Annotated in this window: 15 protein-coding genes and 1 other annotated feature; of the genes, 11 read left to right on the top strand and 4 right to left on the bottom strand. The window is 30.0% G+C overall.

Features of this window, described 5'->3' with window-relative positions:
- From L1S49_RS14005 to L1S49_RS13980, 6 genes are all read left to right on the top strand, one after another.
- Positions 1-138 (top strand): FeoB-associated Cys-rich membrane protein, encoded by a 138-nt coding sequence (locus L1S49_RS14005; protein WP_021803036.1) that lies wholly within the window; start codon positions 1-3, stop codon positions 136-138.
- A gap of 97 nt (positions 139-235) precedes the next feature.
- Entirely contained in the window at positions 236-721 is a 486-nt protein-coding gene (locus tag L1S49_RS14000; RefSeq protein WP_238905538.1) for a GNAT family N-acetyltransferase, read from the top strand.
- 30 nt (positions 722-751) lie between these two features.
- The gene (locus L1S49_RS13995) at positions 752-1,357 is read left to right on the top strand and encodes a protein kinase (RefSeq protein ID WP_238905534.1); all 606 of its coding nucleotides are present in this window, start codon (positions 752-754) and stop codon (positions 1,355-1,357) included.
- A 298-nt stretch (positions 1,358-1,655) separates the two neighbouring features.
- Positions 1,656-2,948 (top strand): phosphopyruvate hydratase, encoded by a 1,293-nt coding sequence (gene eno, locus L1S49_RS13990; RefSeq protein WP_073020852.1) that lies wholly within the window; start codon positions 1,656-1,658, stop codon positions 2,946-2,948.
- Positions 2,949-3,083: 135 nt separating this feature from the next.
- Positions 3,084-3,314 (top strand): preprotein translocase subunit SecG, encoded by a 231-nt coding sequence (secG, locus tag L1S49_RS13985; RefSeq protein WP_238905532.1) that lies wholly within the window; start codon positions 3,084-3,086, stop codon positions 3,312-3,314.
- An 80-nt stretch (positions 3,315-3,394) separates the two neighbouring features.
- Positions 3,395-5,101 carry a methyl-accepting chemotaxis protein gene (locus tag L1S49_RS13980; protein ID WP_238905530.1) on the top strand — a complete coding sequence of 569 codons (1,707 nt, stop codon included), beginning with the start codon at positions 3,395-3,397 and terminating at the stop codon, positions 5,099-5,101.
- 48 nt (positions 5,102-5,149) lie between these two features.
- Here the strand turns inward: L1S49_RS13980 and metA are convergent, their stop codons facing one another.
- The 4 genes from metA to uvsE form a co-directional block, all read right to left on the bottom strand.
- Complete coding sequence (gene metA, locus L1S49_RS13975) at positions 5,150-6,067, bottom strand: homoserine O-succinyltransferase (RefSeq protein ID WP_073020858.1); 918 nt, start codon at positions 6,065-6,067, stop codon at positions 5,150-5,152.
- 94 nt (positions 6,068-6,161) lie between these two features.
- A complete protein-coding gene (locus L1S49_RS13970) occupies positions 6,162-7,517 on the bottom strand; it encodes a PFL family protein (RefSeq protein ID WP_238905528.1) in 1,356 nt (451 codons plus the stop codon).
- 14 nt (positions 7,518-7,531) lie between these two features.
- On the bottom strand, positions 7,532-7,801 hold the full coding sequence (locus L1S49_RS13965) for an ACT domain-containing protein (RefSeq protein ID WP_073020863.1): 270 nt from the start codon (positions 7,799-7,801) through the stop codon (positions 7,532-7,534).
- A 49-nt stretch (positions 7,802-7,850) separates the two neighbouring features.
- Positions 7,851-8,012 (bottom strand) — a binding site (T-box leader).
- A 124-nt stretch (positions 8,013-8,136) separates the two neighbouring features.
- Positions 8,137-9,384, bottom strand: a complete 1,248-nt coding sequence (gene uvsE / locus L1S49_RS13960; protein ID WP_238905526.1) for a UV DNA damage repair endonuclease UvsE — start codon at positions 9,382-9,384, stop codon at positions 8,137-8,139.
- 123 nt (positions 9,385-9,507) lie between these two features.
- Here uvsE and msrA point away from each other — a divergent pair, with 123 nt between their 5' ends.
- From msrA to L1S49_RS13935, 5 genes are all read left to right on the top strand, one after another.
- Complete coding sequence (gene msrA, locus L1S49_RS13955; protein WP_238905521.1) at positions 9,508-9,984, top strand: peptide-methionine (S)-S-oxide reductase MsrA; 477 nt, start codon at positions 9,508-9,510, stop codon at positions 9,982-9,984.
- Between the two features lie 63 nt (positions 9,985-10,047).
- Entirely contained in the window at positions 10,048-11,394 is a 1,347-nt protein-coding gene (gdhA, locus tag L1S49_RS13950; RefSeq protein ID WP_238905520.1) for an NADP-specific glutamate dehydrogenase, read from the top strand.
- 150 nt (positions 11,395-11,544) lie between these two features.
- The gene (locus tag L1S49_RS13945) at positions 11,545-11,811 is read left to right on the top strand and encodes a DUF1294 domain-containing protein (protein ID WP_275299605.1); all 267 of its coding nucleotides are present in this window, start codon (positions 11,545-11,547) and stop codon (positions 11,809-11,811) included.
- 268 nt (positions 11,812-12,079) lie between these two features.
- A complete protein-coding gene (locus L1S49_RS13940; protein WP_238905518.1) occupies positions 12,080-13,471 on the top strand; it encodes a glycosyltransferase family 2 protein in 1,392 nt (463 codons plus the stop codon).
- Positions 13,472-13,696: 225 nt separating this feature from the next.
- On the top strand, positions 13,697-15,649 hold the full coding sequence (locus L1S49_RS13935; RefSeq protein WP_238905512.1) for a DNA topoisomerase IV subunit B: 1,953 nt from the start codon (positions 13,697-13,699) through the stop codon (positions 15,647-15,649).
- The last annotated feature ends 7 nt before the right edge of the window (positions 15,650-15,656 follow it).

Below are 15,656 nucleotides of genomic sequence, written 5' to 3'. Positions count from 1 at the left end.
ATGGCTACATTTATAGTTGGAGCTATTGTATTTGGCATCATAGGTTTTGCAGGATATAGAACTTATAAGTCCTCTAAAAGTGGAGGAAGTTGTAGTGGATGCTCTGGTTGTAGTAAGGCATCTAGTTGTAAACACTAAAATATATTTTTTAAAAGGTGCAGGCTATATAAAAATAGTCTGTACCTTTTATTATTTAAACACTATAATTAGAATATTAAAAATTGTAGGAGAAGATATGGGAGAATTTATTAAACCACAAGAAAAATATTTTGAAAGCTTTATAAGTGCAATTAATGATAGCAAAAATAATAAAGAAGATAATGAACTAAATTATAGCGTTAGTAACTTTGAAACATTTATGGAAGAAGTTTTAAAGGTTTGGGAAAGTGAAGAATACTATTGGATAGTAGATGGAGAAAGATTTTTAGGTGATGTAGTTTTAAGAAAAAAACCATCAGTAGAGCAGCTAGTGATTGGAGGGAATATAAGTTATTTTGTTTCTATATCTGAAAGAAACAAAGGGTATGGGAAGATGTTATTAGAATATGGAATAAAAAGAGCTAAAGAATTAGAGTTAGATAAAATAATAATAACTTGCTATGAAGATAATAAATACTCAAAGAGGCTTATAGAAGGGGCTGGAGGAGTTTTAGTAAATAGCTTTTTCTTAAAAAGTATGGATAAATTCCTTTTAAGATATTTATTGCAATTGTCAAAATAAGGGAGTGTTGCATATTATAAATATAAAGCAATGTATTTGGGTATAAGTATGGATAAAAAATATGATGTCAGCTTAGATTTTGATGAAGAAGTTGAAAAGCTCTTTAGACAAGGTGAATATTTGGACAGAGGACATAATGGAGTTGTATATCTACTGCCTGGTAAAAAAATCATAAAGATATTTTATGATAAAAAAATCTGTTTAAAGGAAGCCTATACCTTAAAAAAGGCTAAAGGATCTAAATATTTTCCTAAAATGACGAAGTATGGAGATTACTATATAATAAGAGAAATGGTAGATGGAATCAGATTAGATAAATACATCAAAAAGGTAGGCTTAACTAAAGATATATCTAGGCAGTTATATGATTTGATTAAGGAGTTTAAAAGGCTAAAATTCACCAAACTGGACATAAGATGTAGAGATATATACGTTGATGATAAAGGGAACATAAGAGTAATTGATCCAAAAGATAATTACGTAAGAAGAAGAGAATATCCTAGGCATTTAATGAAGGGGTTAGAAGGAGTAGATGCATTAGAAAGCTTTCTTGAAAATATAAAAGAGTTTGATAGAAATGTGGCCAAAATGTGGAAGAGTAAAATTGATAAATACTTTAAACTTAATATTAAATGATTAGTTAAAAAAGAAGCTGTTAAAAATCTGAGATAGCTTCTTTTTTATTTTTTTGTACTAATATAGAAAGTAGATAATATAATTTTTAGAAAGGATTAATAGAAAATTAAATGATAATTGATTTCAATTGGTTGAATTTATGTAAAATAAAAGGTATAATATAACTGTAAAGAGGAAAAATACTATTATTATAGTAATAATTAGTACTAAAAATGTTTTAAAATTAACATAGCTGTATTATTATTATTACAAAATGAAATAATAAAATGAGTATTTAAATTTAAGGAGGTAATTTCTTATGAAACAATACGTTGAGATTGTAGACGTAGTAGCTAGACAAATATTAGATTCAAGATGTTTTCCAACTGTAGAGGTTGAGGTAGTACTAGAAGATGGAACAGTAGGTAGAGCAGCAGTTCCTTCAGGAGCTTCAACTGGTATATATGAAGCAGTTGAGTTAAGAGATGGAGATAACAGCCAATACTTAGGTAAAGGTGTTTTAAAAGCAGTAGAAAATGTTAATGAAGAAATCGCTACAGAATTAATAGGAATGAATGTTTTTGATCAACCTTTAATAGATAAGGTATTAATAGATTTAGATGGTACAGACAATAAAGGTAAATTAGGAGCAAACGCTATATTAGGTGTTTCTTTAGCTGTAGCTAAAGCTGCTGCTAACTATCTTGGATTACCTTTATATCAATATATAGGTGGAGTAAATGCAAAAGTTCTTCCAGTTCCTATGATGAACATTATAAACGGTGGTAAACATGCTGATAACTCAGTTGATTTACAAGAATTTATGATAATGCCAGTTGGAGCTGCAAGCTTTAGCGACGCATTAAGAATATCTGCTGAAGTGTACCATGCATTAAAGAAAATCTTAAATGACAAATCTTATGCTACTGGTGTGGGCGATGAAGGTGGATTTGCACCTAACCTAAAGAGCAACGAAGAAGCTTTAGAAGTTATTATAGAAGCTATACAAAAAGCTGGTTATGAACCAGGAAAAGATGTATTTATAGCTATAGATGCTGCATCTTCAGAATTCTATAAAGATGGTATGTATGTATTAGAAAACGAAGGAAAAACTTTAACAGCAGCAGAAATGGTTGATTTCTATGCAAAATGGGTAGAAAAATATCCAATAATATCTTTAGAAGATGGAATGGCAGAAGAAGATTGGGAAGGTTGGAAGTTACTAACTGATAGATTAGGAAGCAAGATCCAATTAGTTGGAGACGATTTATTTGTAACTAATACTAAGAGATTAGAAGATGGTATAAATAAAGGAGTTGCAAACTCAATCTTAATTAAACTTAACCAAATAGGAACTTTAACTGAAACATTAAACTCAATAGAAATGGCTAACAGAGCTGGCTACACAGCCGTAGTATCACACAGAAGTGGTGAAACAGAAGATGTTACAATAGCTGATTTAGTTGTAGCTGTTAACGCAGGACAAATAAAAACAGGAGCTCCAGCAAGATCTGAAAGAGTTGCTAAATACAATCAATTATTAAGAATTGAAGAAGAATTAGGAGAAGTTGCAGAATACAGAGGTAGAAAAGCATTCTTCAACGTAAAATAGTTTTTCTTAAAGGTAATGGGGTTAATCTCATTACCTTTTTTAAAGTTCAGGATTAACATTAATAATTATTGTAATAATGGAAGCATTATGTTATTATATACTAAGGTATTTTAAACGGAAAGTAGGAGGTGCCCAATGGAGACACTATTGATAGTAATAGAATCGCTATTAGGATTGGCAATAATTATAACCATATTACTTCAACCTAGTAAATCAGATGGACTAAGTGGATTGATTCAAGGTAGAAGCGAAACATTTTTTTCAAAGAATAAAGGTAGAACAAGAGAGGCAATGTTAGCCAGAATAACGATTATTTCAATGGTATTATTTGCGGTTAATACTATACTATTAAACTTAATAAAGTAATTAACTCAGCCATATTGGCTGAGTTTTGTTCTAAATATACATAAAATATAACAAAAGATTACAAGAAAGGTGGGAGTAATATGGATAATCTAAAAATTAGTAAAAAAATAAGAATACTTTCTATTGGTTCAATTATAATAACGCTTCTATTTGGTGGAATATCTACTGTTTTTTTGAAAGTTGCAGATAACAAAATAGATGACCTGTATAATAACAATGTAGTATTCTTGCAAAAGTTAGTACAAATAAACAATAGTTCTAGAGACTTAAGGGTAGCACTTTCATCGGCGGGACAAAATTATAAAGATAAAAATGTTTTAACATCCTTGCAAGAAGACTATAAGAGAAAACTTAAACAACTAAATGATGAGATTCAAGATGTTACGGATAATAATTATGGCATAAAGGAAAGTTATATCGGATTATTGCAAACACGTTCGCAAACATTAAATAACATAAACATTGATTTAAAAGATTATGTTACAAATGAGGACAAGGTTAAAAAAGATATAATAACGGCTACGGAATCCTTAGGTGCTATAGATGGTACTTTAGATATAATATCCAAAAGTAAAACCGAAGAAGTAGCAACCCTTAAAGCTAATAATAAAAAAGAAATGGGATTAATAATAAAAGTAATAATTGGATTAGTTTTATTATTTGCAGCTTTAAATGTAGCGATTACGAGAGCGGTTACTCAAGGGATAGTTAAATCTATAAAAGAATTTGTAGAGTACATAAAAACTATATCCTCAGGAGATTATAGAAAAGAAATTCCAGAAAAATTAAAAACTAGAAAAGATGAAATTGGTACTATGTATTTAGCACTAGACGAGATGCAGAGAAATACTAAAGCAGTTCTTTCTAAGGTTAAAGAAAGTTCAGATGTAACAGTGGAAACATCTAGTTCAGTAAATAATCTAGTAAATAACCTTCATAATAAAGTTAAGGATATGAGTGAAACTACAGAGCACATAGCAGCAGGTATGGAAGAAACAGGTGCATCTACGGAAGAAATGAGTGCATCATCTCAGGAACTTGAAAAGGCCCTTGAAGGTATATCTGATAAGGCTAACCATTCACTTAACATAGTTCATGATATAACAAAGAGAGCAAATTCATTAAAAGAAAAATCCTTGCTTTCAAAGGAAACAGCATCAGAGATAGGTAGAAAACATCAAAATGACTTAGCTTCTGCTATAGAAGATGCTAAATCAGTTGAGAAAGTTAAGATACTAACAGAGTCTATATTAGAAATAACATCACAAACTAATCTTTTAGCCTTAAATGCAGCTATAGAAGCAGCTAGAGTAGGGGAAGCAGGAAAAGGATTTGCAGTAGTTGCAGATGAAATAAGAAAACTTGCGGAAGATTCTCAAGAAGCTGTAGGAAAGATACAAAGTGTTACATCTGGAGTAACTGGTACAGTTAATAGATTAGTTGAAAGTTCAAAGGCTCTAATAGATTTCATAAACAACATAGTTATAAAAGATTATGAAACTTCTGTTGTAACTGGTGAAGATTATGCTAAAGATGCTGATTTTATGCAAGAGATAATAACAGATTTCTCTAGTACATCGGAAGAAATATTAGCTTCTATTAGAAACTTAAATGAAGTTATCACAAATATAGCTGAAGCTTCAAATCAAGGAACCATAGGAATAACTAATATTACAGAAACAACATCTTATTTACTGCAAGATGCTAATGAGATATTAGAGATGGATGAAAAATCACAAAGTGCTAACGATAAACTAGTAAAAGAATTAGAAATGTTTAAGATATAAATAAAAAACCATTATAGCTAAAAGTTATACAAGCTATAATGGTTTTTTCTATTTTAAATCTTCTAAATTAAACGGAGTCTTTTGATATACACAATAATTCAGCCAGTTAGAAAAAATTATATTAGCTGATGCTCTCCAAGTAACGTAAGGAAGTTTTGAAGGATCATTATTAGGAAAATAATTATCAGGAATATCTATATCTAAACCTTTGTTTACGTCACGTAAATATTCATCTCTTAGAGTAGATCTTTCATATTCTAGGTGACCAGTTATAAATATCTTTCTCCCAGACTTTTCAGAAACTATAAATACACCAGATTCTTCAGATTCAGAAAGAATTTCTAACTCAGGAATTTTTGCTATATCTTCTCTTAATACTTCTGTATGCCTTGAATGTGGAGCATAGAAAATATCATCTAATCCTCTTAAAAGTTCATGATTATTTTTATATACTACATGAGGGTAAACCCCAAATACTTTATTGCTTAGTTTATATTTTGGAACCCCATAGTGATAATATAATCCAGCTTGCGCTCCCCAACAAATATGCAGAGTTGAAAATACATTATGACTGCTCCAGTCTAAAATTTCTTCAAGCTCATTCCAATAGTTTACTTCTTCAAATACCAAATGTTCAACTGGAGCTCCAGTTATAATTAATCCATCAAACTTTTGGTCTTTTACATCTTCAAAATAATTATAGAATTTATCTAAATGTTGAGAAGCCGTATGGGAAGAAGTATGAGTACGAGTTTGAAGTAATGTTATATCTACTTGCAATGGTGAATTAGCTAAATGCCTAAGCAGTTGAGTTTCTGTTGAAATCTTTGTAGGCATTAGATTTAAAATAGCTATTTTAAGAGGTCTTATATCTTGAGATTCAGCCCTTGAATCACTCATTACAAATATATTTTCCTCTTTTAATATATTAAAAGCAGGTAAATCACTAGGAATTTTTAAAGGCATTTCTTTGCACCCCCATTTTTATTATTAAGCTGACAACTCAAGTACTCAGGTAGTCATGTACTTAAGTACTCAAGTAGTCAGGTTTTAATTATTATTAGTTTTTAAATGAATGTATAGGAGCTGGTATTCTTCCACCTCTTTGAATGAAATCAAAAGAAGAGAATTTATTTGTAGGCATTACAGGCGCGTAACCAAGTAATCCACCAAAATGAACTATATCTCCAACTTTAGTACCAGGAGCAGGGATGAGTCTAACGGCAGTTGTTTTATTATTTATAACACCTATTGCAGATTCATCAGCAATCATTGCAGCTATAGTTGAAGCAGAAGTATCACCAGGAATTGCTATCATATCTAATCCAACTGAACAAATAGCAGTCATAGCTTCAAGTTTTTCAAGATTTAAAGAGCCCTTCATAACTGCATCAATCATTCCAGCATCTTCAGAAACAGGAATAAATGCGCCACTTAATCCACCAACGTGGCCACAAGCCATAACTCCACCTTTTTTTACTGCATCATTTAGAAGTGCAAGAGCAGCTGTAGTTCCATGAGTTCCAACAACTTCTAAGCCCATCTCTTCTAATATATGAGCAACAGAATCTCCGATAGCAGGTGTTGGAGCTAAAGATAAATCTACTATTCCAAATGGAACACCTAATCTATTTGAAGCTTCAAGAGCAACTAATTGGCCCATTCTTGTAATCTTAAAAGCAGTCTTTTTGATTGTTTCAGCAACCACATCAAAGGATTCACCTTTTACTTTTTCTAAAGCAATTTTAACAACACCAGGACCACTTACACCTACATTAATTACTTTATCGGCTTCTCCAACTCCGTGGAAAGCTCCAGCCATAAATGGATTATCCTCTACAGCATTAGCAAATACAACAAGTTTAGCACATCCTAAACCTTGAGTATCTTTAGTAAGTTCAGCAGTTTGTTTAATTATTTCTCCCATTTGTTTAACAGCATCCATGTTAATTCCACATTTACTTGAACCAACATTTACAGAGGAGCACACTTTTTTAGTTTTTGCTAAAGCTTCAGGTATTGATTTGATAAGTATTTCGTCTCCTTTGGTGTAACCTTTATGTACAAGAGCAGAGAAGCCACCTATAAAATCTACGCCTAAAGTTTCAGCAGCTCTATCTAAGGTTTCAGCAAACTTAAGATAGTTATCTGCATCAGTTGCGCCACCTATAATTGAGATAGGAGTAACTGATACTCTTTTATTTACTATAGGAATACCAAACTCTGTTTCAATTTCATTACCTACTTTAACCAAATCTTTGGCAGAGTTAGTTATCTTATCATATATTTTAGAGCATGCTTTATCTATATCTGGATCTATGCAATCAAGTAAAGATATACCCATAGTTATGGTTCTTATATCTAACTTTTCTTCTTCAATCATTTTTATGGTTTCTAAAATATTATTAACGTTCATTAGTTACCCCCCAATTATAGTGTGTGCATGGAATTAAAAATTTCTTCTCTTTGGATTTTTACATTAACTCCAAGAGATTCACCTTTTAAAACTAAAGAATTTTTTATGTCTTCGAAAGATTTTTCGCTTTTTTCTAGGTCTAACATCATTATCATAGTAAAATATCCTTGCATTATTGTTTGGTTAACATCAAGAATATTTATATTTAATTCTTGAAGCTCATGACTTATTCCAGCTATAATTCCTACTTTATCTTGTCCTAGTACTGTTAAAATTGCTTTCATTGATATCTACTCCTATCTAAAATTTAATAAACAAAAAGGACCTTACCAATAAAGGGACGAAATAATCCGCGGTTCCACCCTTCTTAGCAAATGCCCAACTTAAAAGATAAATACTCCAAAGTTCCCTTCATAATATTAACCTAGTTGTTTCCACCAAACACAACTTCTCTGTAAGGATTATATTATTACTTTTCTTTTTCATCGCATAAATATTTAATTATATTGATTATTTTATATTGTATATGTAAAATTGTCAATTTGTAAAGAAATAAATTAATAATAAATATATTATTTAATAATTCAAAGAAATTTATTAGAAATAGTTAATTGTTATTTTAGGTTATTTCATGAAAAAAATAAGCTTTTTTTAAGTACTCAACATCGTATTTATTAGTAAGTTTAAATAGATAATCTTTAGCATTAGAAAACTTTTTTTCACTCATCATTTTTGTGAAATGATTTTTTTCTTGAGTTTTTGAGATGTCTTTAAAGTATCCCCATACATGATGTAAAGTATTTATATAGTTTCCTTCATCCAAAGGATTTTTTAAGGTTTCATCTATAAATTTATATAAAGACAATATATCTCCATTATCCTTAATTATTTTCCTACATGTTTTATAAGCTTCATAATTATATGCCATAACAACATATTTATATTTAGCCCATTCTTCTGTTATTGTGGATTTAGTATTAATTCCTTTAAGAGAATTTAGGGAATTTATAACCTTTATAGATGATATGTCTTTATCTTTTACCTCAAGCATTATATCAGGATCAAAGTCTTTTGCTTCTTTAAAATATTCTAAAAAGTCCTCAATATTAATTGTTGTAGAGTGAGAGCCTATTTTTTTATTTTCGGTTTGCTGAGAATAATGAACTTTCATGTTTCCATCTTCTTTTTTCCAAGTTTTATGTACTAATTCATAAATGTCTTTGACACTTAAGTCATTGCTACCATAACAAGTATTATGAAGATTATCATATACCACAGGAATATCTATTTTTTCACTTATTTCTAAAACGTCTTCTAAAGAATAATTTTTTTCATCATTTTCTATAATCATTCTTTTTTGTGCAGAAGAGGAGAGTCTTTTGAAATTTTCTATAAAGCGTTTTTTAGCAAGAGGCTTATCACCATAAACTCCACCTATATGTAAAATTAATTTATGAGTGTAGTCAAGCTCTAAAGAATCTAAAAAATCTGTGTGATATTCAAAGTCTCGTATGGATTTATTTACTATATCTTCACTTGGAGAATTTATAATGGTATATTGACCAGGATGCATGGATACTCTAAAAGAATTTTCTTTTATGTAATTTCCTATAGAGGTTAGCTCAGATTTAAATATGGTTTTCCAAGGTAAATCATTAATTTCATGGCTTCCTAGAGGAATTATATCTGAAGATATTCTAAAAAGATTAATATCTCTTTTTTTATTATATTCTAGTATTTTATGCAAATCTGAAAGATTACTTTCTATAATTTCTGAAGCTTTTTCATATGTAAAGTCTTTAAGTAATAGTCTTCTATTGGTTCTAAAGGGGATAGTTAAAGGGATACATGCATAGCCTATTTTCATAAAAAGTTTCTCCTTAATTTTATAAAGTAAATTTAGTATATATTTTAAACATAAAAGTATTCCTTATATTTTTTTTTAATAATATAATAATATAATATAACATTTTTTAAAGAGGTGATTTTTATGAAAAAAATAGTTTTAGCTGGAGGATGCTTCTGGGGAGTTGAAGAGTATTTTTCTAGAATTGAGGGCGTTAAAAAGACTAAAGTAGGTTATGCTAATGGACATAAAGAAAATCCAACCTATGAAGAGGTGTGTACAGGATTGACTGGTCATGCTGAGGCAATATACATAGAATACGAACAAGAAGAAGTAAGTCTAAATAAAATTTTAGATAAATACTTTGGGATAATAGACCCTACAGTTTTAAATAGACAAGGACCTGATATAGGTCATCAATATAGAACTGGAATATATTATATTGATGAAGAAGATTTAGAAGTTATAAATGAATATAAAGAAAAAGAACAATTAAAATATGATAAACCAATAGTTACAGAGATAGAACCATTAAAATGTTTTTATGATGGAGAAGAATATCATCAAAGTTATTTAAAAAAGAATCCAGGTGGATATTGTCATATTAATTTAGACGCTTAAGATATGTAACATATAGCCTTTCTAAATTTTTAAGGCATAACAATTTTTTGCTAGGAGGAAGATATGAAAGGTATTGAATATGTAGAATCGGTATTAGATATAGTTAAGAAAAGAAATCCAGGAGAGATAGAATTTTTTGATGCAGTAAGAGAGGTATTAACTTCTTTAGCACCTGTATTTGATAAAAATCCTAACTTTATTGAAGCTGCTTTATTAGAAAGGATAACTGAACCAGAAAGATTAATATACTTTAGAGTTCCTTGGGTAGATGATACAGGAAAAATTCATGTAAACAGAGGATATAGAGTTCAGTTTAATTCAGCCATAGGACCTTATAAAGGTGGTATCAGATTTCATCCTACAGTAAACCAAAGTATTATAAAGTTTTTAGGGTTTGAACAGATTTTTAAAAACTCACTAACAGGCTTAGCTATAGGTGGAGGAAAAGGTGGAGCAGACTTTGATCCTAAGGGAAAATCAGATAATGAAATAATGAGGTTTTGCCAAGCTTTTATGGGAGAATTGTATAAATATATAGGCTCAGACATGGATATACCAGCAGGAGATATAGGTGTTGGTGCTAGAGAAATAGGGTATATGTATGGATATTATAAAAAAATAAAAAGCATGAGTGATCAAGGGGTACTAACTGGAAAAGGTCTTACCTTTGGAGGTAGTCTAGTTAGAACTCAAGCTACGGGATATGGGCTTGTATATTTTACAGAAGAAATGCTAAAGAATAAAGGACTCAGTTTTAAAGGGAAAAAAGTGATCGTTTCAGGATCTGGAAATGTAGCAATTTATGCTATGGAAAAAGCTATAGAATTAGGTGCTAAAATAGTAGCTTGTTCAGATTCTAGTGGATATATATATGATGAAAATGGCATTGATTTAAAAGTTCTTAAGGACATAAAAGAAATAAAAAGAGCAAGAATTAAGGAGTATATAAAAGATAAGCCAACAGCTAGGTTTGTAGATAATTATAAGGGGATTTGGAGTAATAAATGTGATATAGCTCTTCCTTGTGCAACTCAAGGTGAGATAGATGAACATGGAGCAGGTGAACTTATAAAAAATGGTGTTATAGCTGTATCAGAAGGTGCTAATATGCCATCTACACTAGAAGCTATAGATTTATTTTTAGATAATAATATATTATTTGGTCCATCGAAAGCTGCAAATGCTGGTGGAGTAGCTTGTTCAGCACTAGAGATGTCTCAAAATAGTATGAGATATGCTTGGAGCTTTGAAGAAGTTGATGAAAGATTAAAAGAAATAATGAGCAATATATTTAGTAATATAAAAAATACTGCAAAAGAGTATGGTGAAGAAGATAATTTAATTATTGGAGCCAATATAGCAGGTTTTATAAAAGTGGCTAACGCTATGTTAGCACAAGGGGTAGTATAAATTTTATGCTGTATCTTTAAGTTTAAAGATACAGCATTTTTTCATTTGATAAAAAATCTTAAGAAATTTGTAGTGGAATTTAATAAAATTTTAGCCTATTCTTAATAGAGAAGGAATAATAAATTATTTCGTTTATAGAGAGGTATTGTTTTGAATAAATATATTTATATATATTTTTTTATATTAAATTTAATAGGATTAATCATAATGTGGAAAGATAAAAGAGCAGCTATAAAAAAGAATTGGAGAACTAAAGAAAGTACTCTATTTTTAATAGCTATGTTTGGAGGAAGCTTAGGAATAATAGGTGGAATGAATTTCTTTAGACATAAAACTAAACATAAAAAGTTTACATATGGAATACCCTGTATTCTTATTGTTCAAATACTAATATATATGTATTATATTAATTTTTAACTTATCAAAAATATAAAGTGGATTTTATTATTTTTGATTTAATATATATAAAATTTAGAGGAATTATCATATTTTAAGTAAATTGCAATAGTTTTTTAAGAAAAATATAAGAAAAATAATACATACTTGAGAGTAAGAGAGCACTTGATTTTTTTTATACTATGCAATATATTAGTAGGGGTACATAAACGGGATAGACAATTAATTTTTTAAATGAAAATAAAATTGGATGTACATGAATTTAAATATAATTTTAGGAGTGAGTAGGATGGAATACTACATTTCAGTCATTACTGGCATATTTCAAATATTTGTATTTTGTATCACTGGATACTATTTGATAATAGCGGTATTTGGTCTTTTTAGAAAAAATAAGGAGAAGGATTATACAGCAAATAAGAAATATGCGTTAATAGTTGCAGCTCACAATGAAGAAGTTGTTATTAGTAATTTGCTGGACAGCATGGGAAAGCTTAATTATCCAAAAGAGCTTTATGATGTATTTGTAATTGCAGATAACTGTACAGATAAAACAGCTGAAATTTCTAGAGCACATGGTGTTAAAGTTTTTGAAAGAAATGACAAAGAAAAAAGAGGTAAAGGTTACGCTCTTGAATGGATGTTTGATAAAATATTCAAAATGAAAGAGAACTATGATGCAGTTGCTATATTTGATGCGGATAATTTAGTTTCAACAGAGTTCTTAAGAGAAATAAATGCTAAGATGAATGAAGGATTTAAAGTTGTCCAAGGCTATCTTGATTCTAAAAACCCAGAAGATTCATGGATTGCAAGCTCTTATTCTATAGCATTTTGGTCTCAAAATAGAATGTTCCAATTATCAAGAGAAAACTTAGGTTTATCTAACCAAATTGGTGGAACAGGTTTCGCAATAGACATAAATATTCTTAAGAAGCTTGGATGGGGTGCAACTTGTCTAACAGAGGATTTGGAATTTAGCTGTAAGCTTATTTTAAATAACGAAAGAGTTGGTTGGGCTCATGATGCAATAATATATGATGAAAAACCACTTACTTTAAAACAATCTTGGAGTCAAAGAAAAAGATGGATGCAAGGATTTGCAGACGTTGCAACAAGATTTTTCACAAGACTTGTTAAAAAAGCAATAAAAGATAGAGACTTTAGAGCTTTTGATTGTGCTTTATATGTTGCACAACCTTTTGTAGTTCTACTTTTAGGAATATCATTAGGATTGTCATTCTTGCAAGCCAATGTAGAAAGTGGATTGAATATATTTGAAATAAAGAGTCTATTTAGTAATACTGTATGGGGAATTTTCTTGATGGTACAATTTTTATTTACCCCTTTTGTATTATTTAAGGATAAAAAGGTTTCAGGAAAATTACTTGCGGTTTTTGCAGCATATTCACTTAATGCGTTTATTTTTCCAGTATTATTAGATGGTGTTAAAAATATGTATATTATTACTGGAGTTCATGCACTATATACAATAGGATTTTTTATTATTTCTTTTGTATTATTAGGCAAAAAGGGTTTCTTAGCTTTCTTTAGATACTTATTGTATGGAATTTACAGCTTGACTTGGATACCTATAACTATTCAAGGTATCTTAAACAAGAACAATAAAGAGTGGAGTCATACAAAACACGTAAGACAGATAGGCATTTATGATGTTTAATTGATTGTTAACCCAATGTAGATCATTGGGTTTTATTTTGCAAATAAATAAAATAACATAATTTTACAGAACATCCGTTTGACAAAGGGAAGAAAATTAGGTATATTTTTTACTATCTAGTGAACATATTATAAATAAACCAATAAAAAATTCGAATATCTTAAAGTGTAGATAATAATTTAAAATATAAATTTATGACTTAATGAGGAAGTACGGAGGGGAAGAATGAGTAAAGAAAGTAGTATGCATAAGTATGATGTGACCTCTTTAACATCTTTAGAGAAATTGGAACCGGTTAGAGTAAGACCAGGAATGTATATAGGTTCTACAGGAAGCAAAGGCTTGCACCATTGTGTATGGGAGATACTAGATAATGCTATTGATGAAATATCAAATGGATATGGTGATAAAGCTACTGTAGTTTTAAATAAAGATAAAAGCGTTACAATAATAGATAATGGGAGAGGTGTTCCTACTGGAATACATCCTATAAAAAAGAAATCAGGTGTGGAGATGGTGTATACAGAGCTTCACACAGGAGGAAAGTTTGATAATGAAAACTATAAAACATCAGGAGGACTTCATGGAGTTGGTGCAGCTGTAGTAAATGCACTATCAAAATGGCTAGAAGTTGAAGTTAGTCAAAAGGGTAAAAAGTATCTTCAAAGATTTGAATACACCTTTGACAAAGAATTAAAAAAGGATATGCCTGGGACTCCGGTTCATCCATTAAAGGAAGTTGGAAAAAGCAATGTAACTGGAACTAAGGTAACTTTTTTACCAGATACAGAGGTTTTTACATCTACAGATTTTAAATTTGATGTAATAGATGAAAGATTAAAAGAATTAGCCTTCCAAAATAAAGGAATTAGATTAGAGTTTAGAGATGAAAGAAAAGATGAAGCTGTAGTAAAAGAATATTACTCTGAAAGAGGACTATTAGATTTTATAGAATACTTAAATGAGAGTAAAACACCACTTCATCCATTACCAATAATATTCGATGGAGAAAGAAGTGCTCAAAGCATTAATATGTATGGAGAGATATGTATTCAGTTTACAGACTCTACAACAGAATATATAGCTAGCTATGTTAATAATATACCTACAACAGAAGCTGGTACTCATGAGACTGGATTTAAGACAGGAATGACTAGGGCCTTTAAGGAATGGGCTAAAAAACTTAATTTAGTTAAAGAAAAGGATAAGGATTTTGAAGGTGATGACCTAAGAGAAGGTATGACTGCAATTGTAAGAATAAAAATAACAAATCCTATATTCGAAGGACAAACAAAAACTAAGTTAGGTAATAATGAAGCTTATACCATGATGAATGATTTAGCTTATACTAAGCTTTGTGAATGGATAGAGGATAATAAAGAGATCGCAACATCTATTATTAATAACGCTTTAGATGCGGCAGCTAGAAGAGAGAAAATAAAAAAGATTAATGAAGCTGAAAGAAAGAAAATAGGAAAAGGTACTGCTCCATTAGCAGGAAAAATAGCTGTATGTACAATGAGAGATAAAACTGTTAATGAGTTTATTGTAGTTGAGGGAGATTCAGCTGGTGGCTCTGCTAAGCAAGCAAGAGATAGAAGATTCCAGACTATTATGCCATCTAAAGGTAAAATAATGAATACCGAAAAGCAGAAACTAGAGAATGTTTTAGCTTCAGAAGAGCTTAAAATATTTAATACAGCAATAGGAACAGGGACTTTAGATAATTATAAAGAAGAAGATATGAAGTATGATAAAATCATAATCATGAGCGATGCTGATGTAGATGGATATCATATTAGAACCTTGTGGATGACATACATTTATAGATATATGAGACCACTTATAGCAAACGGGCATTTATATTTAGCACAACCGCCATTATATAAAGTATATAAAAATACTAGAAGTGGAGAAGTTCATAAATATGCCTACTCAGATGAAGAACTAGAAAAAGCAAAAAAGGAAATAGGTAAAGGAGCTCTTATACAAAGATATAAAGGATTGGGTGAGATGAATCCAGAGCAATTATGGCAAACAACCTTAAATCCTGAATCTAGAACCCTTTTACAAGTTACTATAGATGATGCAGCAAAAGCTGAAAAAATGGTTTCATTGCTTATGGGTGATGTAGTTGAACCAAGAAAGAAATATATGTATAAGTACGGAGAGTTTTAAGAAAGGG

The sequence above is a fragment of the Clostridium sp. YIM B02506 genome, from assembly GCF_022324845.1.
Taxonomy (GTDB): Bacteria; Bacillota; Clostridia; order Clostridiales; family Clostridiaceae; genus Clostridium_T; species Clostridium_T intestinale.
The sequence above is the reverse complement of the archived record's forward strand: the minus strand, read 5'-3'. Positions and strand labels throughout refer to the sequence as shown.

Excerpts from the sequence above, each read along its gene's own strand:
- L1S49_RS14005 (WP_021803036.1), top strand. The coding sequence starts at position 1 with ATGGCTACATTTATAGTTGGAGCTATTGTATTTGGCATCATAGGTTTT.
- L1S49_RS14000 (WP_238905538.1), top strand. The coding sequence starts at position 236 with ATGGGAGAATTTATTAAACCACAAGAAAAATATTTTGAAAGCTTTATA.
- L1S49_RS13995 (WP_238905534.1), top strand. The coding sequence starts at position 752 with ATGTATTTGGGTATAAGTATGGATAAAAAATATGATGTCAGCTTAGAT.
- eno (WP_073020852.1), top strand. The coding sequence starts at position 1,656 with ATGAAACAATACGTTGAGATTGTAGACGTAGTAGCTAGACAAATATTA.
- secG (WP_238905532.1), top strand. The coding sequence starts at position 3,084 with ATGGAGACACTATTGATAGTAATAGAATCGCTATTAGGATTGGCAATA.
- L1S49_RS13980 (WP_238905530.1), top strand. The coding sequence starts at position 3,395 with ATGGATAATCTAAAAATTAGTAAAAAAATAAGAATACTTTCTATTGGT.
- metA (WP_073020858.1), bottom strand. The coding sequence starts at position 6,067 with ATGCCTTTAAAAATTCCTAGTGATTTACCTGCTTTTAATATATTAAAA.
- L1S49_RS13970 (WP_238905528.1), bottom strand. The coding sequence starts at position 7,517 with ATGAACGTTAATAATATTTTAGAAACCATAAAAATGATTGAAGAAGAA.
- L1S49_RS13965 (WP_073020863.1), bottom strand. The coding sequence starts at position 7,801 with ATGAAAGCAATTTTAACAGTACTAGGACAAGATAAAGTAGGAATTATA.
- uvsE (WP_238905526.1), bottom strand. The coding sequence starts at position 9,384 with ATGAAAATAGGCTATGCATGTATCCCTTTAACTATCCCCTTTAGAACC.
- msrA (WP_238905521.1), top strand. The coding sequence starts at position 9,508 with ATGAAAAAAATAGTTTTAGCTGGAGGATGCTTCTGGGGAGTTGAAGAG.
- gdhA (WP_238905520.1), top strand. The coding sequence starts at position 10,048 with ATGAAAGGTATTGAATATGTAGAATCGGTATTAGATATAGTTAAGAAA.
- L1S49_RS13940 (WP_238905518.1), top strand. The coding sequence starts at position 12,080 with ATGGAATACTACATTTCAGTCATTACTGGCATATTTCAAATATTTGTA.
- L1S49_RS13935 (WP_238905512.1), top strand. The coding sequence starts at position 13,697 with ATGAGTAAAGAAAGTAGTATGCATAAGTATGATGTGACCTCTTTAACA.